The sequence below is a fragment of the Streptomyces sp. NBC_00873 genome (assembly GCF_045207415.1).
Classification (GTDB): Bacteria; Actinomycetota; Actinomycetes; order Streptomycetales; family Streptomycetaceae; genus Streptomyces.
The window spans coordinates 36,215-54,534 of sequence record NZ_CP108803.1 but is presented as its reverse complement, the minus strand read 5'-3'; the positions used below and the strand labels follow the sequence as shown (position 1 = coordinate 54,534).

General features: G+C 68.1%; 13 protein-coding genes and 3 pseudogenes. 10 read left to right on the top strand and 6 right to left on the bottom strand.

Translation table 11 applies throughout. The annotated features are described in order from the left end of the window. Window positions 1–298: 298 nt before the first annotated feature. The 3 genes and pseudogenes from OH809_RS00215 to OH809_RS00205 form a co-directional block, all read left to right on the top strand. Window positions 299–2,638, top strand: a pseudogene (locus OH809_RS00215) (GH92 family glycosyl hydrolase); the annotation flags it as partial. 6 nt (window positions 2,639–2,644) lie between these two features. Further along, window positions 2,645–3,418 carry a discoidin domain-containing protein gene (locus OH809_RS00210; protein ID WP_406424621.1) on the top strand — a complete coding sequence of 258 codons (774 nt, stop codon included), beginning with the start codon at window positions 2,645–2,647 and terminating at the stop codon, window positions 3,416–3,418. Between the two features lie 142 nt (window positions 3,419–3,560). Further along, window positions 3,561–4,085, top strand: a complete 525-nt coding sequence (locus OH809_RS00205; RefSeq protein ID WP_406415246.1) for a DUF1877 domain-containing protein — start codon at window positions 3,561–3,563, stop codon at window positions 4,083–4,085. 196 nt (window positions 4,086–4,281) lie between these two features. Here the strand turns inward: OH809_RS00205 and OH809_RS00200 are convergent, their stop codons facing one another. The 4 genes and pseudogenes from OH809_RS00200 to OH809_RS00185 all read right to left on the bottom strand — a co-directional run. Beyond that, on the bottom strand, window positions 4,282–5,136 hold the full coding sequence (locus OH809_RS00200; RefSeq protein ID WP_406424619.1) for a helicase associated domain-containing protein: 855 nt from the start codon (window positions 5,134–5,136) through the stop codon (window positions 4,282–4,284). Window positions 5,137–5,621: 485 nt separating this feature from the next. Further along, complete coding sequence (locus OH809_RS00195; RefSeq protein WP_406415244.1) at window positions 5,622–5,801, bottom strand: hypothetical protein; 180 nt, start codon at window positions 5,799–5,801, stop codon at window positions 5,622–5,624. Beyond that, entirely contained in the window at window positions 5,773–6,963 is a 1,191-nt protein-coding gene (locus OH809_RS00190) for an ATP-binding protein (protein WP_406415243.1), read from the bottom strand. Before OH809_RS00190 ends, OH809_RS00195 begins: the two co-directional genes overlap by 29 nt. Window positions 6,964–7,569: 606 nt before the next feature. After that, window positions 7,570–8,409: pseudogene (locus OH809_RS00185) on the bottom strand (helicase associated domain-containing protein); the annotation flags it as partial. Between the two features lie 260 nt (window positions 8,410–8,669). On the opposite strand from OH809_RS00185, the gene OH809_RS00180 reads away from it, so the two are divergent. Further along, on the top strand, window positions 8,670–9,611 hold the full coding sequence (locus tag OH809_RS00180) for a YcxB family protein (RefSeq protein WP_406415241.1): 942 nt from the start codon (window positions 8,670–8,672) through the stop codon (window positions 9,609–9,611). 329 nt (window positions 9,612–9,940) lie between these two features. After that, the gene (locus OH809_RS00175) at window positions 9,941–10,474 is read left to right on the top strand and encodes a hypothetical protein (protein ID WP_406415240.1); all 534 of its coding nucleotides are present in this window, start codon (window positions 9,941–9,943) and stop codon (window positions 10,472–10,474) included. 623 nt (window positions 10,475–11,097) lie between these two features. Here the strand turns inward: OH809_RS00175 and OH809_RS00170 are convergent. Next, window positions 11,098–11,775, bottom strand: coding sequence for an SMI1/KNR4 family protein (locus OH809_RS00170; protein WP_406415239.1), 678 nt, complete (start codon window positions 11,773–11,775; stop codon window positions 11,098–11,100). Window positions 11,776–11,890: 115 nt separating this feature from the next. Here OH809_RS00170 and OH809_RS00165 point away from each other — a divergent pair, with 115 nt between their 5' ends. The 4 genes and pseudogenes from OH809_RS00165 to ltrA all read left to right on the top strand — a co-directional run bounded on the left by OH809_RS00165 (window position 11,891) and on the right by ltrA (window position 16,444). Next, window positions 11,891–12,433: a hypothetical protein gene (locus OH809_RS00165; protein WP_406415237.1), complete on the top strand. Its 543-nt coding sequence runs from the start codon at window positions 11,891–11,893 to the stop codon at window positions 12,431–12,433. 70 nt (window positions 12,434–12,503) lie between these two features. Next, window positions 12,504–14,042, top strand: a complete 1,539-nt coding sequence (locus OH809_RS00160; protein WP_406415235.1) for an ISKra4 family transposase — start codon at window positions 12,504–12,506, stop codon at window positions 14,040–14,042. Between the two features lie 172 nt (window positions 14,043–14,214). Further along, window positions 14,215–14,406 (top strand): annotated as a pseudogene (locus OH809_RS00155) (transposase domain-containing protein); the annotation flags it as partial. A 604-nt stretch (window positions 14,407–15,010) separates the two neighbouring features. Beyond that, window positions 15,011–16,444 (top strand): group II intron reverse transcriptase/maturase, encoded by a 1,434-nt coding sequence (gene ltrA, locus OH809_RS00150; protein WP_406415233.1) that lies wholly within the window; start codon window positions 15,011–15,013, stop codon window positions 16,442–16,444. Window positions 16,445–16,765: 321 nt separating this feature from the next. Here ltrA and OH809_RS00145 read toward each other — a convergent pair whose 3' ends face one another. Further along, entirely contained in the window at window positions 16,766–17,395 is a 630-nt protein-coding gene (locus OH809_RS00145) for a hypothetical protein (RefSeq protein WP_406415231.1), read from the bottom strand. A gap of 224 nt (window positions 17,396–17,619) precedes the next feature. Here OH809_RS00145 and OH809_RS00140 point away from each other — a divergent pair, with 224 nt between their 5' ends. Then, complete coding sequence (locus OH809_RS00140) at window positions 17,620–18,180, top strand: hypothetical protein (RefSeq protein WP_406415229.1); 561 nt, start codon at window positions 17,620–17,622, stop codon at window positions 18,178–18,180. Window positions 18,181–18,320: the final 140 nt, after the last annotated feature.

Sequence of the window (18,320 nt, the reverse complement as noted above, 5' to 3'; positions counted from 1 at the left end):
CGGCGGACGTCCTTGAATTCCCGCATGCCGCTCGGATGCGGCGATGGGTTCAGTTGCAGCGGCAACGGGCGCCCCCGTCACCCAACCGACGCCGCGCGCACATCGGGCAACACCAACCCCCTGTCGAGCAAGGTGCAGTCCGGCGGAAGACAGCCGGCCTCGCCTGCATTGACACCGAAGACCGTTTGGGCCAAGAATCTCGCTACCTGAGTCGCACGTTGTTCCCCCACCTCCAAGCCCCCTGGTCCTTGGGCATCTCTGGAGCTGCGACCACGTTCTCCATCTGAGGCGGAATCACATGGCATCAAGAACTCAACGCTTGCGAGCGATGGCGGTGGCAGCAGTCGCCGCTCTTCTCGCAGGCACTATGACAACGTTGTCTACGGGGGCTGCTGAAGCCGCTGGGGACACCAGTGACCTCACCCACCTGGTTAACCCGTTCATCGGCTCGCAGCATGAGGGAAACACGTTCCCCGGGGCTTCAATGCCGTTCGGGATGGTGCAGCTGTCGCCCGACACCGGACACAGCACCGGCTACAACTGGGACCACAACCGTATCCGCGGGTTCAGCGCCGTGCACCTGTCGGGTGTGGGCTGCGGGCTGGGCGGGGACCTTCCGGTGCTGCCCACCACCGGTGCCATCACGTCCACCGACAACGCGAGCTACGCGGCGCCGTTCAGCCACGCCGACGAGACCGCATCGCCGGGCTACTACAAGGTGAAGCTCGGCACCGGGATCACCGCCGAGCTGAGCGCCACCGACCGGACCGGCTGGCAGCGCTACGCCTTCCCGGCCACCGATCAGGCCAATGTGCTGCTCAACTCCGGCCAGGCGCTGACCACAACCATCCGCAACACGGTGACCGTGGTGGACGACCGTACGGTGGTCACGGCGATCACCAGCCGCAGCTTCTGCGGCAAGGACACCCAGCCGCGCACGGTGTACACCGAGACGCGGTTCGACCGGCCGTTCACGTCGTATGGCACCTGGAACGGGAACACCGTGACCGCGGGCAGCGGTTCGTCCACCTCCACGGGGCGCGGCGGCGCCTATGTGCGGTTCGACACGACGCAGAACCAGAAGGTCACCGCGGTCACCTCGGTGTCCTGGGTGGGGGCCGACGGCGCCGCGAAGAACCTGGCGGCCGAGGGCGGGGGCACCTTCGACGAGAAGGCGGCCGCGGCGAAGCAGGCATGGCAGGACCGGCTCGGGGAGGTCCGGGTACAGGGTGGCAGCGATGAGCAGCAGCGGACGTTCTACTCCTCGCTGTACCGCTCCTTCCTGACGCCGAGCATTGGCAGCGACGTGGACGGCCGCTACCGGGGCTGGGACCAGAAGACGCACTCCGCCGACGGGTTCACGTACTACCAGAACTGGTCGCTGTGGGACACCTACCGCACCCAGCAGCAAATGCTGTCGCTGCTGGCACCGGCCGAGTCGCGGGACATGGCGCTTTCGCTGCTGCGGGTCGCGGACGACAGCGGACATCTGCCGCGCTGGGGCTACGCCACCGTCGAGACGAACATCATGACGGGCGACCCGGTCACTCCCTTCCTTGTCAACGCCTACCGGCAGGGCCTGCTCAAGGGACACGAGGAGGAGGCGTACCAGACGCTGAAGAAGCACGCGGACACGGTTCCGCCGGCGTCCTCGCCGTCCGCCGTACGCCAGGCCAACCAGGAGTACCTCGCTGACGGATACGTCCCCGAGGACGAGGCTCGGCCGCAGAAGCCGGGCGACAACGACTTCCGGCACGGTGCCTCCGCGACCCTGGAGTACGCGCTCGCGGACGCCGCCCTCGGCGGGATGGCCAAGGACCTCGGCCATGTGGCTGACGCACACCGGTACCTGGCCCGGGGCCAGAACTACCGCAACATCTTCGACCGGCGTACCGGCTTCTTCCGCCCCCGCGGCACCGACGGCATGTTTGTCGGCTCGGCCGATCCGAAGGTGAGCCCCGGTTTCCACGAGGGTTCCGCGTGGCAGTACATGTGGCTGGTTCCGCAGGACGTGCCCGGCATGGTCGACCTGATCGGGGGCAAGGAGGCGGCGAACGCCCGACTGGACTCCTTCTTCGCCTACGACAAGCTGCTGAAGGACCCGGCGGGCACGGCCCGCAACGTGTGGGTCAACAGCGCGTACGGGTACTACAACGCGGACAAGTACAACCCGCAGAACGAGCCCGACCTCGGCGCCCCGTACACCTACCTGTCCACCGGGCAGCCGTGGAAGACCACCGACGTGGTGCACGCCGCGCTCACCCTGTTCACGAACGCGCCGAACGGCGTCACGGGCAACGACGACCTCGGCGAGATGTCGTCGTGGCACGTGCTCTCCTCGATCGGCATCTACCCGGTGATGCCGGGCACCGACATGTGGGGGCTGTCCACGCCGGTCTTCGACCGGGTCGACCTCACCCTGGACAAGCAGTACTACCCCCAGGGCTCGATGACCATCACCGCCCCCGGCACCACCGCCACGGACCGCTACATCCAGACCGCCGAGCTCGGCGGCAAGAAGCTGCAGAACACCTACATCACGACCGAGGACATCCGCGCGGGCGAGGACCTCTCCTTCACCGTCGGTGCCACGCACTCGGACTGGGGCACTGAATCCGCCGACGCGCCGCCCGCCCTCGACACCGTGCCGGACCTTCAGCGCCGTGCCGTGGTCGCGGTGTCCCCGGCCAAGCCGATCGTGCACCCTGGCGATTCCGGCACCGACCTGACCGTCTCCACCCTCCTCACCGCACCCAGTGACACCGCTGCCTCGATCAAGGTCAGCGCGCCGGAGCAGCTCACCGTGGACCCGCGCGAGACGGAGTTCGACGACGTCCATTCCGACACGATTCCTACCGCCCACGATGTGACCATCCACGTCAGCGCTCCGGCCGGTACCCCCGACGGCACCTACCCGGTCACCGTCCGGGTCGCCCAGGCAGCCGGTGACGTGGTCACGAAGACCATCCAGGTAAAGGTCCGCCCGCCGAACCTGCCCGTGACGGTGGCCTTCGCGGACAGCGAGGAGACCGTCGGCGAGAACGCCCCGGCCACCAACGCCGTCGACGGCAACCCGGACACCATCTGGCACACCAAGTGGTCCGGCACCGCCGCACCGATGCCGCACGAGATCCAGCTCAACCTCGGCGGCGACCACACCGCGTCCTGCCTGACCTACCTGCCACGCCAGAACGGTGCCAACGGCCGCATCGCCAAGTACGAGGTGTACACCAGCAAGGACGGCACCAACTGGGGCAACCCGGTCGCCACCGGAACCTGGGCCAACACCTCCGCGGAACAGGAGGCCTGCTTCACCCCGGTCAGCGCGCACTACGTCCGGCTGCGCGCGCTCAGCGAAGTAAACGGCAACCCGTGGACCACGGCTGCCGAGATCAACGTCGTCGGCCTGGCCGACTGACGACCCACCCCGTCCCGGCAGGGCGCAGGCATCACGCCCGCCCTGCCGGGGCTTCACCCCAACCGCCAGGCGCCTTGGCCCGTCCCACCCTCGCCAAGCGAGCGCCAGAGAATCCGGTGGACGTCGCCGAGATACTGCCATCATGGCCGTCACCCAGCAGCTCGCCCGCATTCCGGCGGAGTATCTCGCCGCCTGCCGCCAGTCAGCCAGCGTGTCACCAGACGGTGATCCTCGCTGGGATCCGCCGGCATCGGACGTGCTGGACCTGGACTGGGCGCCGGCCTTGCTTGCACGCCTGGGCGAGGTGTCCGGGCTCGATGAGGTTCGCCTCGACGCTCTCCGCCAGGCCACCGACGGCGACACCGCTGTCGACCTGGGCTTCCTCAATACGCACCCTCACGCCATCGGCCCGTTCGGGCCTGTCCCTACGGCTCTGTCCAGCGCTAAAGCGGCGCGTGTCTCCGAGCTGCTCGACCAGATCGACATGCACTCCCTCCTGGCCGCCCTGCCCACCGACGACCGCGAAGCCGGATACCTGATCGGCCACGGGGCCGACCACATCATCGGCGGACCGCGCGAGTACTTGCTGAAGCACTTCAACGCCCTGCGGGACTTCTACCTCGACGCAGCAAAGCGCCACCTGCTCGTCGTGCTCTGGTGGGACTGACCCTGGCCCCAACCTAGGCGTCTCCCCACGAGCACCTGGGGAATTACGTGAACTTTCGCCTGGGGAATGCGGATCGTCCACAGCGGCTGGTTGAAAGGTTCAAGCGCGCTGGCTGCAAGCGCGGCTTCGAGGCCGCGCGCGAGGCCGAACAGGCCGAGCGTGAGCGCAAAGAGCAGGAGGAAAGCAGCGCCTTCGCCTACGTCCACCGCATCCCAACCGCGGAGAGTTGTTCGATTCGTTCGGGTGTGAGTGTGGCGGACCTCGAGCGTTGGTTGCTCACCCAGGCACCCAGCCGGAGATCACGCTGCTCCTGGTCCTCGCCGTCGCCCCGGTGGTCGATGGTGATCGTCTCGACGTGCTTGCGGGGCACTCGAAGGTGTCCCTCGCGTTGGTAGTACTGCGTGGCGGCGGTGAGGTGGAGTGCCCATTTCTGTGCCTGGCTGGTGCGTGGTTTGGGTTTTTCGTCCTCGGTGGCGGGTTGGATGCCGAGGATGTGTTCGCACATCCACTGCTGCACCCCGGTGAGTTGGTCCCATCCGAGCCGGACGGACGTGACCCACCGCCCGAGATCCTCGCCCTGGCGTACGACGTCGCCCGCCGTGGTGGGCAGCTCACCGCCTGTGTCGAGGTGGTGTCGTGTGAGGTGGAAGGCGCGTTGCCAGGTGACGGGCCAGGCCGGGCACCAGGACGGGTCGATGTCCTCCAGCTGCTCGCGCCGCTCCGGCGACAGCGCCCCGGACCACGACTGAACCGGCAGCCCTTCGGCCTGGTACTGCTCGAGCTCCAGGGCACGTCGGGTGGCGGCGCGGGCGTTCTTTAGCCAGATGCCGACCTTGTACCCCTGGAACGTGGCGTCGAGTGGGGCCAGGAGGTGGCCCGCCTCGGCGGCCCACCCGCGCGCCGCTGCGAGGCCCTCTTCCCAGGCGATGTCGTAGTGGGACCAGATCATGCCGAGCTTCTCCAGCTGGACGACGCGGTCGGCGTCCATGTTCCCGCGGGCGTGGAAGCGGCGGGCGTCGGCGGTCCACTGGCCGAGCGGAAAGCCGTGCAGTGGGGCCGGCCACCTTCCGCGCTCGACTTTTTCTTCTTCCGCACGCCCAGCGTGCTCTACCTCCCCGCCGGGGACGGGGTCTGTACGGTAACCGGCTCTGGCTCACATTCGGTGGTGACGGATCGTGAGTATGGGGTATCTCTACCTTGCAGAGAGTGCGGCTGGTGCTCTGACCTCGATGCTTTGAAGCGGATGGCAGCGCATCGGGGGCGCTGAGCTTGTCGCGCCGGACTCTCACGGACAGACGCCGGGCCGATCGGTCGGCCCCAGGGAACGACCGCTGTGGTGCACGGACCTGCGGCTTCGTGATCGATGGCCTATTCGTCGCCGCCGTGACTTTCAGTCACCACCGGATGTGAGCCAGAGCCGATTACGGGACAGAGCCGTTCGCTGTACAGACCCCCGCTACGCGGTGCTCTACCTCGCCAAGACCAAGGCGGAGTAGCCGAGCTCTACAGGCAGTCGACAACTGCCCGTCTCGGCATTCACCGCACGGCCCACTGGATACCGAGGTCGGTGAGCGCGGTGGCGGCGCCGCCCGCGATCCATCCGTTCGTGTGCAGTGTCCCGGTGATTGGGTCGCTGCCCGTGACAGCGACCTCCAGGTGTTTCTCCTCGCCAGCGGGAAGTCCTTCGTCACTCCTTCCCGCGTTCGGTAGCGGCATTGCGTATGTGGCGGATGATGGCCGCGGCTTCGTTCGGGTTGTGGTCCAGCCAGTCGGTGAGGTGTTGGTGGACGACTTCTTGGACGTAGGCGTCTGCTTCGGGATTGCTGAGCCTGGTCCTGGTGGAGCCCTCGAAGACTGGATGGGCGAGCTTTACGGAGACGACCGCGGTCAGGCCCTCGTGGATGGCTTCGGCGGTGATGTCCTCGTCGTCTGCGGATATCTGCCGCTGACGGCGCGCGTAATGGTTGACGAGGTCTGTGAGCGCGGTACGGAAGCCCTGTTCGTGGGCGCCGCCCTCATGGGTGCGGGTGCTGTTCGCGAAGGAGTGGAGCTCTCCCGGGGGCCAGGTGTTCCACTGCATGGCGACCTGTACGAAGATCGTCTTGTCCTCGTTCTCCGACTCGAAGCCGATGGCGGGGGAGTGGACGAGACTCGGGGGGTAGGGGTTGAGGTGGGCGACGTAGGCCCGAAGGCCGTCCGCGTGGTGGTAGCGGACCGGCCGCTCCGGACGCTCGTCGGTGAGTGAGACGGCCAGGCCCCCGTTGAGGAAGGCAAGTTCCTGGAGGCGCTTCGACAGCGTGGCGAACGAGTACCGGGTGGTGTCGAAGATGTCGGCGTCGGGCAAGAACGCAATTGCGGTGCCGTGTTCGCTCGTCTCCTCGTTCCTCGTCAAGGGAGTGATCGGGGTGCCCTTCTCGTACTCCTGGGTCCAACGATGGCCGTCTCGGTGGATCTCGACCGTGAGACGGCTCGACAGCGCGTTGACCACACACAGGCCCAGGCCGCTCAGGCCGCCGGAGACCCCGTAGCCGGTGTGGGGCTTGGAGCCGAAGGACAGCTCCGCGAGTTCGCGTTCGATGGCCGACTTGCCGGTGGGCTCCTCCACCTCGACGAGCAGGCCCCGCCCGTTGTCCGCGACGCGAACGCCGCCGTCCGCGGTGATCGTGACGTCGATGGAGTCGGCGTGGCCGGCAAGGTGCTCGTCGACGGCGTACGAGACGACCTCGTACACCAGTTGATGCAGGCCGCGCTCGCCGGTCGAGCCGATGTACATGCCGGGGCGCCTGCGTATCGCCTCGTGGCCCTGGAGTACTTGGATGTGACTGCCGGTGTACTCGTTCACGTTCGCGGGCTGATTGGGGTTGCCGGACTCGGTCATGAAGCACCCTCCCTGGGCCGTCCTGAGCATGTTTGTGAGTAGATGTCACCGAAGCAGCCGACGCTGCTTCCACGCCGTCGCCCGTGCATGTCCATCTTAGGTATCTGGGGGTAAATGCGCAGGTCAGGCCATATGTGATGAGGTCCCAGGTGGTCGTGTCCACGGCTTTGCCGAAGCCGCCGTTCTGGGGGGCCGCCGCTGGGAGCGGAGCAGCGCGAAGGCCCCGCCGGAGGCGCGCGGGGGACGTTCTCGGCTGGGTCCGAGGGGCCTTTCCCCGCTATTTTCCGGCAGGGTGCGACTCGTCCGCCCTGGAGGGCGCCCAGGACGCCGATGACGACGACGTCCGGGTAGGCATCTACGAGTTGGCACGGCAAAAGCCCGCATTCTGACGCGGGCCGATTCCTCCCCCTTGCCCGTCCGGGCTGTGCCGGAGAAGCGGTAGCAGGGCCACGGCGGCGTCGTACGCGGCACACGCCGCTGTGGCCGGCCGCGAGGACATCCAGGGTCCACCAGAACGATCCACTTCACGGGCTGGCCACCCTCAGAAGCCCCCGGCGCGAGCCGCCACCACACCTGGAGGCGACCCCGAGAGCTCTGCCATATCCGCTACTGCGCCCAGTGGATGCCGAGCTCTGCGAGGGCGGTGAGCTGGGCGGCGGTGAGCTTGTCCCGCCTCGATTTGGTGTTGGAGATCCATACGCCCAGCTTCACGATGACCGGCTCCGTCTCGCCGTCGACCGTGATCGTCTCGCTGTGGCCGTGCGGTACCGGTCGAGCAGTGCCTTCCCGCTCCACCCACTGGGCCAGGGCGGCCAGACCCCGTTGGAACGCCTGCTGGGCCTTGCTCGACTGCTTCGCCGTCGGCGACGCCGCCGGGGTGGGAGACGGGGCCTGGGCGGGCTGTACGCCGAGCTTGGTCAGCCGTTCCTGCTGCTCGTCGGTCAGCTGCGCCCAGGTGTGTGGCTTCCGTTGTTGTGCGAGCCATTTGCCGAGGTCGTCGCCTTCGAAGAGCACGCCCGGCTCGATGGCCGGCAGCACCCCGTCGGCGAGCACCCGATAGTGGCGTTGCCAGTCCAGCGGCCAGGGGCACGCCCAGTCCTTGTCCACCGCGGCGAGCTGCACGGCGCGGTGTTCGGCCTGCTCGGCGTCCTTTCCCAGGCCGCCCCTCCTGCGGAGGTTGGCGATCAACTGTCCGACCGGGACCAGGTCGTTGTCTTCCTCGCCCCACACGGCGTCCTGGCGGGGGGCTAGGTGTCCGTGGTGGCGGTGGTATGAGCGGAGTGCGGCGAGTTTCGTCTCCCATGCTTCGTCGCCTGGTTCCCAGACCATGCCTTCGGCGTCCAGTTGCTTCTTGCGGTGGTCGTCGAGTTCGCCGGCACGGTATGCGCGGCGCTGTTGGTGGACCCACCTGCCCAGCGGGAACGCTTTCGTGACACCGACCTCAGCGATGATGTGTGCTGGTTTGTCAGTGATTTTTCGGCGTGGATGTGTCAGTGGTGTGGGGTGTTGATAGCTCTGGCTGAGATGGGGGGCGGCTGGGTGTCTGCTGCTGCCAGTGGTTGCCGATGTTGCGCTGACGTTTTTGACGAATCGCCAGGTCATGTTGGTGCCGATCGGGATAGCGGGTGGACGGTTCGGGTTGTCCATCGGCGCAGCGGCTGAGAAAGCCTCTACGATCCGGTTGATCATCGAACCAGGGAGGGGACATGGCCGAGGGCCGGGAAACGACGGACGCGGTCGCGGAGAGACCGGTGGAGCTGGCCTACCGGCCGTCCGTCGGCGACTTGGCGTCCGCGCTGCGAGCACGTGCGAGGAGCACCGGCGCGGGACGCTTTCAGCGCCGGGCGCTGGTCTGGACGGTGGCGGTCGCGGCCGTCGGTGCCCTGCTGTCGGCGGCCGGCTCCGGCCGCCGTGACACACCGTGGCCGCTGTATGCGGGGCTGGTGGTCTTCGCCGTCTTCATGACTGCGGTGCCGTGGCTGCAGGCGCGCCAGCTCCACCGGCTCGCCGAACGGCAGGGGGACATCCGCGGGACGGTCGACGACACCGGGATCCGGCTCACCACCGCGCACAGCTCGGCCATCCTTGACTGGCACCTCTACCCGCGCTACGCCGAGACCCCGGAGCTGTTCGTGCTTCTCAGCGCCGACAAGTCCGCCGTCGGCGTCGTCGTCCTGCCCAAGCGGGCCGTGGCGGACCCGGAGGACGTGGACCGGCTGCGGGCGGTCCTCGACCGTCGGCTCGTGCGCGCGGACGCCGTCGAGGGGCCCGGCGGCCCGCAGAGCCGGGGCCGGGCCGTCGGCCGCGGGGTCAGCTCCGTCGGACTGTTGCTGCTGGGGCTGCTGCTGTTCTTCTTCGCCTTCGCCGCCGTCCAACACGCCGCGCACCCGGATCGCTTTCCCGGGATCCAGAACAACACCGCCCCGATATCGGCCGTCATGCTGGTGCTGGGGACGCTCGCGGTCGCCGGGGCCTGGTGGCTCGTACGGCGGATGACGGCCATGCGGATCGTGACCGCCGTGCTCGCCGTTCTCGTCCTGCTGGCCGGTGGCGCCGCCCTGTACCGCGTTGGGCCAATGCTTCACTGCTGGGGCTCGGACAGAATCGCCCGCGGGCCCGACGGCGCCTACGCCTGCTACGACTTCTGAGGCAGTCCAGCTGTCGCAGCGGCTCTACCTAGCGGCTCTACCTAGCGGTGGGCGAGGCGGGAGCAACGGAGCCACGCGTTCCCGCAGGTCATCAGGTACAAGATCAGCTGCCACACGCAGAAGCGTGCAGTCACCTCATTCCAGAACCCAAGCCTCACGTCGAACCTGAGAGGAGCGACTCGGTGGTGACGCTTATTGTCTCGGGCAGAAACTGTAGGGACGAAATATCCGATCCTGAAATGCAGCGTTGCCGCCGCCCGACTCACCTTGCGTGATCTTGACCCCGTGTCCACCAGCGGAAAGGATCTGCTGTTTGGGGGTGGTTCTGGTTGCAGGCCAAGGTGATTCGGCGACCCGCGTACGTGTGGCTTCCCGTCGCTGCGGGGATCGCGTTCTACGTGTGTGCGGTTTTGATCATAGGTCCGCTGGACGAGGAGCCAGCGGCGGCGTTCGCGGTCGCCGGTCTGACCGTCTTCCTCTGGGCGCTTGGATGGGATTCTGCCATCCGCAGCACTGACGACCATGTGTCGATCACGAATTTTCTCGTGACCTCGACCGTCGCTTGGACCGATGTCGAGGAAGTGACCGTGCACGACGGCCTGACCATCAAGTTGAGAGACGGCCGCCCGATTAGTTCGGTCGCGTTCGGTAGTTCACTGCTGGGAGCCTTCACTGGCTATTCGACCCACCAAAGGGCGTTTCGGCTGCTCCGAGAAGCCCACCTCAATGCGCTCCAGGCGCAGGGGGGCAGCACCAGCGAGGGGCAGGCCCTGCTCAACTGGTCCTTCGAGTGGAAGCGGCTCCTCTGCGCGCTTGCGGTTGCCTACGGTCCGCTCGCAGCCATCTTCGTCTTTCTGAAGTGAGCGGGAGCGGCGGTGGTCCAGAACCTGGTGTCCTTGCCGAATCGGCTTGGACAACGTGGATGCGCCGCTGCGCCCGGGCCCGAGCTCCGGACCGCAGCCGGTCCAGCCCCTGCGCCGCAGCGTCCGGGTTCGTGCAGGCAGGCGGCCTATCGGGACCGGCGCAGGGCTGCTGCCGCGTTCCGGGCCCGGGTGGCTCTGCTCCAGATCGGCGGGGAGATCCGCGGCCGGTGCGAGGCGCTGGAGATGGCCCTGGCTGAGGCCATCGAGGGCGAGCGCGCGGATCGGGCTAGCCGCTGCCTTCTCGGTGCTGAGTCGCGCCCATCCTCAGTGGCGGTTTATTGAAGGCCGGGGGCTGCTCTGTCGTGCAAGGTGCAAGTCGTCAATTCCGTTTGTCTAAAGGGGAATTGGAGATGTCGGATCTCTTGACCGTGAGGTCAGGGGGACGCCAGGCTCACCGGAGCCGACCGGTGTGGTCGGCTACTCATGCGCGGGAGCGTTCTTGCTACCGCCTGGAACCACTGGAGGCCAGTTTGCGCATGAAGCTGAGAAGGGTGCAGTTCCTTTGAAGGGAAGGGTTGAGTAGGCCGCTGTGCGTGGGGCGGGCCAGGGTCACCAGCTCTTGATCACCGAGCTGCCCTCTCGCGTTGCTCAAGCCACTCGAGGTACCAGGTGCGGAAGGTGTGGCGGATTCCCTTTGCATCGACGTACGGCTCGAAGGGCGGGTTGACCGCGCAGTCCCGGTCGCGGAGTTCCCCGCGGTGTGGGCCGACGACGATGAGCCAGCCGGTCATCCCGCATCCGTTGTCGCTGATGTGGATCGCACCTCGGCCGCGTTCCAGGTGCCAGAGTTCGTCGCCGGCGTCGCCGAAGACCTTGCGGTAGTCGTCCAGATAGTCGTCGTCTTCGTCTCGGGTGGTGGGTTCGTGCCCGGCGGCGCGAAGGGTTGCCATCTGCTGGTCAGCCCAGTCTTCCGTCTCGACGAACGGCCCGCTGGGGTCAAGCAGCCAGGGATGGTCTGGGACGTTGTCCCAGAGCCAGCCCCACTTCCCGTCGATTCGGCGCAACGACGTGAGTTGGAGTGCCGGTCCGGGGCCGCCGGCCCCGACCTCTGCCAGAAACGTGCGGTACTCGTCGGGGAGCGTGACACCGAACTGTGCTTCGACCTCGGCGATCTCGGCGGGAGTCAGGACAGGTTCGAACGTCGGGTATCGAGACGGTGCACGGCCGTGGGCTCGACGCTCGGCCTCCTCCACAGCGATGACGCGTTCGCGGACTTCCGACCAGTCCATGTGCGTGTTCACGGCTCTCCTATCGACGGCAGGCACGGACATTAGTCCCTGCCGCCGACATCCAAGCTCCATCTGGGCTGTGTTCGCGGCTGTTCATCCCTACCGTGATGGTGGAGGAGGATTGCTGATGGGTTCATTGTTCGAGGAGTTGGAGGCCCGCGAGGCGGCTACCCGGGCCCGGGTGGAGGAGCTGGAGGCTGAACTCGCTGCGGTGTCCGGCAAGTTGGAGCTGGCTCGGGAGGGCCTAGGGCGGCTGCGGATCGCGCGGGAGACGGTCGCGGAAGTGCTCGCCGAGATGACGCCGGAGATGCCTGCGGCAACGGTCGATGCCCGGGAGTCGCCTCCCGGCGAGCGGGTGGTGTCGGCGTATGCGGGGGCCGAGCGGCAGGTGATCGGGGTGCTGACGGTGCCGAAGTGGCAGCCCGGCATGGGGGCGGACGTCCTGCCCGGGGTGTATCGGGACATCGTGGAGGTGGTGGCGGATGCGCCGGGTCCGGTCCGGGCCAAGCAGATCGTCCCCAGGATCGGGCTTGCGGCCGAGGTCGGGAAGATCGAGGGCACGCGGTCGAAACTGAAGCGGCTGGTGGAACGGGGCTGGCTGGACGAGGACGCCCCGGGACTGTTCACCCCGGCCCGCCGCCGGACGGCTGTCACGTCCAACTCCCTTTAACAGAAGGGCTCTTCCGCCTACATTCGAAGGTGCCAACCGTGTCGGATGCAGGACGAGAAGAGCCCCGGAGATGGAACAGTACGACACTCATGCCACCGCTGACCCCTTTGCCTGCTCGGTCAACGCCTTCGAGACGCTGATGGGCACCCTGTCGGGTGACCAGGCGAGCGCGTGGACCCACGCTGAGCTGGAGGAACACCTCGACGCGGCCGGGCGGGAGCTGTTACGGCAGCTGCTGCAGGACCACCTGGACCTGCGCGCCCTGCGGGAGGAGGAACAGGTCCGCGCCGGTGCCGGCCTGGTCGTGGTGGGGCCGGAGGGACGGGTGCGGCCATGGCGGGAGACGGGCCACGCGCGCTGGCTGGCCAGCCTGTTCGGGCTGGTCCGCTTCACCCGGGTCGCGCACCGGGGCCCCGGCGTGGGCAACGTCCACCCCGCCGACGAGGAGCTGTCGCTGCCCGCGGGCCGCCACTCGCTGGGCCTGCGCCGGCTCGCGGTCACAGAGGCCGTGCGCGGCTCGTTCGACCAGGCCCACGATGCGGTGACGCGCCGCTGCGGGAAGGTGCTCGGCAAGCGGCGGCTGGAAGAGCTCGTGATCGCCGCGGCCATCGACGTCGACGCGTTCTACCGGGCCCAGATCCCCGTTCCGTGCAGCCGACAGATGCCGCTGGTCCTCCAGGTCGACGGCAAGGGCGTGGTCATGCGCCCCGAGGCTCTGCGCGAGGCCACCCGCCGGGCCGCCGTGAAAGCCGCTGCCGCGGGCGGGCATCGCGGCTGGCTCGCGCCGGGCGAGAAACCGAACCGCAAGCGGATGGCGACCGTGGCCTGCGTCTTCGACACCCGCCCGGCCCCCAGACGCCCCCACGACGTGATCCACCCGCCCGGCGGCCGCAGCGGCGAACGTCCCGTCCGTCCGGGGCCGAGGGCGGAGAGCAAGTGGTGCACCGCCTCCCTGGTCCGCCCGCCCGAGCAGGTCATCGCCGACGCTTTCGACCAGGCCGACGCCCGCGACCCGAAGCATCTGCGGCCGTGGATCGTCCTGGTCGACGGCGCTCGCCACCAACTCGACCTGATCACCGCCGAGACCGCCCGACGCGACGTCACGGTGCACGTCCTGCTGGACTTCGTGCACGTCGCCGAGTACGTCTGGGCCGCCGCCCACGCCTTCCACAAGCCCGGCACCACCGAGGCCGAAGCCTGGGCAGCCGACCACCTGACCGCGATCCTCGCAGGCCACGTGGCCCGCACCGCCGCCGAGATGACCGCCGATGCCGACCGGGAAGGACTGCCGGCCACCCGGCGCGAGACCGTCGACGCCTGCCACCGCTACCTGACCGGCCACCTCGACCAGCTCCGCTACGACACCGCTCTCGCCAACGGGTGGCCGATAGCCACGGGCGCGGTCGAGGGTGCCTGCCGCCACCTGATCGCCGACCGCCTCGACATTACCGGTGCCCGCTGGGGCCTGCCCGGAGCCGAAGCCGTCCTCCGACTCCGCACCCTCGTCGCCAACGGCGACCTCGACGCCTACTGGCGCTTCCACAGTGCCCACGAGCACGAACGCCTCTACCCCGCCCCCGGCCAGGAGAACTACAACCTCACCGCCTGATCAGCATCGTCCCTCGAAACGAACCGCACCCAACGGTGATCGACCGAGGACATCAACTCCAACACCGTTGCGTTTGAGTCTTGAGCGGCAGGTCAAGCCCTGGTGAATGACGCAACGGGACGTCCTGATAGATCAACTTGTTGCTGAGGCAAGGCGATCATCGGGAGTCCCGTTGCGGGAGAAGTCTGTCATCACGCGAACGATCGAGGTGGCCGGGGGTGTGTACGCGCCCGGGCACGTGGGCGAGCTGACGCAGGTCGTGGACTTCGCGCTGGTGGACGCGGTGCTGGAGGAGACCGGGACGCGGGAGCGCCGGCTGCGGCTGCTGCCGTCGCGGGTGGTGGTCTACTTCGTCCTCGCAGTGCGCAACGAGGTTCTACGTGTTCGAGCGGGGGTGAAAGGACCCTGCCGTTAGGCCGTCGCAGCGGCCTGATCGAAGCTGAGGGCAGTCTGACCCGGGGATCGCCGGGGAGGGCGGGAAGCAGCCCTGACAAAGCCGGGACGGACCGGCACTGCCAGACGGCCGGGTTCGGCGAGCGAGGCCAAGAGGTGTAGCGGAAGCGAATCAGTGGTTGAAGCCCCGTAAGCGAAGTGCCGGCTCGAACCTGGCGGATCTGGGCCGGTCAGCAGTGCGTGACCGACGCCGTGGGCGTCGGTCAACTCCGAAGCCGAGGAGCGAGGTCGGTGGGGAGGCCATGCCGAAGGTCTGCGGCGTAGGCATGGCGAGGCTGCCGGGGTAGAGCTGGACGTCTACTTGGCCGATCGAGGCGTAGGGAACGTTGGAACCATCCGCGGTCGCCCGCGGCCCCGGCAGCCAGCCTGGGAAGTGGGCAGGTCCGTTGCCGACTGGGGGCCGTGGGATGGGGCGGAGTCCTCGTAGTAGTCCGAGCGCACGAGAGGTGCGTACATGGCGAAGGGGGACAGCAGGTCAGTGGCTGAAGGGCTGGAAGGCTGGGAGGTTGTCGCCGGTGAACACCGACGAGCTGGAGTCTGCCCTGTTCGGGGCGGAGATCCGGGTACTGGGGATCCGGACCAAGCTGCACCGCTGGGCTCGTGATGATCCGCATCGCAGGTTTGATGATCTTTACAACCTTGTCGCTGACCCCGCGTTCCTCCTGGTCGCGTGGGACCGGGTACAGGGCAACAAGGGTGCCAGGACCGCCGGGGTGGACGGCCGCACAGCGGTGTCGGTCATCAGGGAAGTGGGCGTCGAGGAGTTCCTCGACGGGCTGCGGGCCTCTTTGAAGGACCGCAGCTTCCGACCCCAGCCGGTCCGGGAGAGGATGATTCCCAAGGCGAACGGCAAGCCGCGCCGTCTGGGGATCGCAACCATCCGGGACCGGGTGGTCCAGGCATCCTTGAAGCTGGTGCTGGAGCCGGTGTTCGAGGCGGATTTCCTCCCGTGTTCCTACGGGTTCCGCCCGATGCGCCGGGTCCATGACGCGGTGGCCGAGGTGCGCTACCTCTCCTCCCGCTCATACGAGTGGATCGTCGAGGGAGACATCAAGGCATGCTTCGACGAAATCTCGCATCCAGCCCTTATGGACCGGGTGCGCAGACGAGTCGGGGACAACCGCGTCCTGGCACTGGTGAAGGCGTTCCTCAAGGCGGGCATCCTCGGCGAGGACCGCGTGCTGCGGGAGAACAACGCCGGAACCCCTCAGGGTTCGATCTTGTCGCCGCTCCTCAGCAACGTGGCCCTGTCGGTCCTGGACGAGCACATCGCCCAGGGCCCGGGAGGTCCCGCGTCCAGCCAGGTGGAGCGCGCAAAGCGCCGCCGTCACGGGCAGCCGAACCACCGGTTGGTCCGTTTCGCCGACGACTGGTGCCTGATGGTCTCGGGCACCAGGGCCGACGCGGAGGCGCTGCGGGAGGAGATCGCAGAAGTCCTGTCCACCAGGATGGGCCTGCGTCTCTCACAGGAGAAGACCCTGGTCACCCATATCGACGACGGGTTGGACTTCCTCGGGTGGCACATCCAGCGCCACCGCAAACGGGGCACCGACCGGTGCTACGTCTATACCTACCCCTCACGCAAGGCCCTCAAGGCCGTGATGGCCAAGGTCAAGACGTGGTGCCGGGAGATGGACACGAGCCAGCCGCTCGACACCCTGCTCATCCGGCTCAACCAGATGCTGCGGGGCTGGTGCGCCTTCTTCCAACCCGGCGTGTCCAGCGCGACCTTCGGATACCTGGCGCACTACGCGCGGGAACAGGTCATCCGGTGGTTGCGCCGCAAACACCGCCGTATCACCTGGAAGGACCTCTACCGGCGCTTCTGCGACCACAGAGGATGGCCAACCGGAGACGACAGAGCGCTGTTCAACCCCGAGAAGGTAGGCACAACCCGCTACCAGTACCGGGGCACAGCGATCCCGAACCCCTGGACGGCCACGGGATGACGCTCAACAAGTGAGCCCTGAGCGGGACCTGTGGAGAGCCCGTTGCGGTGTGAGCCGCACGGCGGGTTCGGGAAGCGGTCCAGGGAGACGGGCCGGTCGCAAGACCGAAACCGCGCCCTGGACCGACTTTCACCTGGCCCTGTTCGAGGACTGCTCCTACCGGGGGGTGTGGGGCAAGCTGGTGGCCGGGCTGGAAGGACTGGCCCTGGTGCGGCCGGCGGTTTCTTCACTATCCCGGGCCCGGCGGCCTCGCGCCGCCGGGCCCGGGACGCGACCTGACCATCCACCACCGGCGTCATGGGGCCGGACAAACCCCGTGGGCTACTTCCCCGACGCCCCCAGGTGCTTGATCTTGATCCAGTCGCGGGTGCGACGGCCGGGCAGGTAGGGGCTGGTGAGGCGTTTGGCGACGACGCCGTCGAAGCCCTGTTCCATGGCCTGGGCGGCGAGTGCAGGCCAGGCCGCGGGCACCGTGATGCCGGGACCAGTCAGGGCGAGGTCGTCGAGGAGGTCGCGGCGGGCGGTGTAGGGAAGCTGCACGGTCGGTTCGCCGAGGTAGAGCATCAGCCGGACGGGCAGGTCTTCGAGGGCGTGGGTGACCGCCTCGGGGTGGTGCAGGCTCATCCGTTGCTGCAACCGCTCCACCGACGGCCGCCCCACGCCGTCGAGGGTGATGATCTCTCCGTCGAGGACCGCCTGTGGTCCGGGCAGCAGGCCGGACAGCGCCTTGAGTTCGGGGTACTGGGCGGTGACGTCCATCCCGGCCTGGGACAGAAGCCGCAGGCTTCCGTCCCCGGGCAGATGGGCGATGACCCGGGCACCGTTGAAGAGCGTTTCGTAGGCGTACTCAGCCTCGGTCTCCGGCCTGGGCGGCGGGCCGATCACCGCGAGCATCGGCGCGAGCAACGGCAGCAGTGCACCATGAGCGCCTCGGGAGGGGGCCACGCTCATGGTTCCAGCCTGCGCCCGGCGGCCTGCTGTCGACACGTCTGTGAGCAGAGCGGATGCCGTGACTGCGGCGATCGTCAACGCGACCGGGACGTGGCTCCCCGCTTGGCGGTATGTCCCGGAATGTGTTCTTGGTCGATTGGTGGTTTGCTGCTCGGTGGCGGCGGCCGGGCTTCTCGGCGCGCCGTTCATCGTGTGCATCCGCCAGGCTCAAGGAGGAGTTCCGCATGTCCGTCTACACCCCCCAGCAGATCAGCCAGCCGCACACCCAGCAGCCGTACAACCAGCAGCAGCTGTTCGGCCAGCAGCAGCCCTGGGGCCAGATCGGCCAGCCGCAGCAGCAGATCGCGCAGGTGGTCCAGCAGTCGATCCAGCAGGCTTGCCAGCAGGCGAGCCAGCAGGTGGCGCAGCGCGTGCAGCAGACGCTGCAGCAGCTGCAGCAGGTCCAGCAGCAGCTGCAGCAGCAGGGCATTCCCCAGCACCACGCGCACCCGTACCTGGCTGTCGCGCTGCACCACACCCTGCAGCAGGGCGTGCGCAGCGCTGTGGAGCAGTCCGTGCAGCAGGCGCTGCCTATTGCGATCCTGACGCTGGTGCAGCAGAGCCAGCAGGGCCAGCAGGGCCAGCAGGGCCAGCAGGGCCAGCAGGGCCAGCAGCAGTTCGGCCAGTTCCCGGGCATGCAGCCGCAGGGCCAGTTCGGCCAGTTCCCTGGCCAGGGACAGTTCCCGGGCCAGGGGATGTTCGGGCAGCAGCCGCAGTACGGGCAGCTGTCGCCTCTGGGCATGTGAGACACCCGCCCGGGTAGCGCTCGTTCTCCCTCCCGTGTGGGGAGGCGGGCCTACCTGGCCGGATGCCGCGGCGGGGCGAGGCAAAGGCGCGGCGGGCCGCTGGCCGGGGAGCTCATGGACGCCCGCTTCCCGGCCAGCCA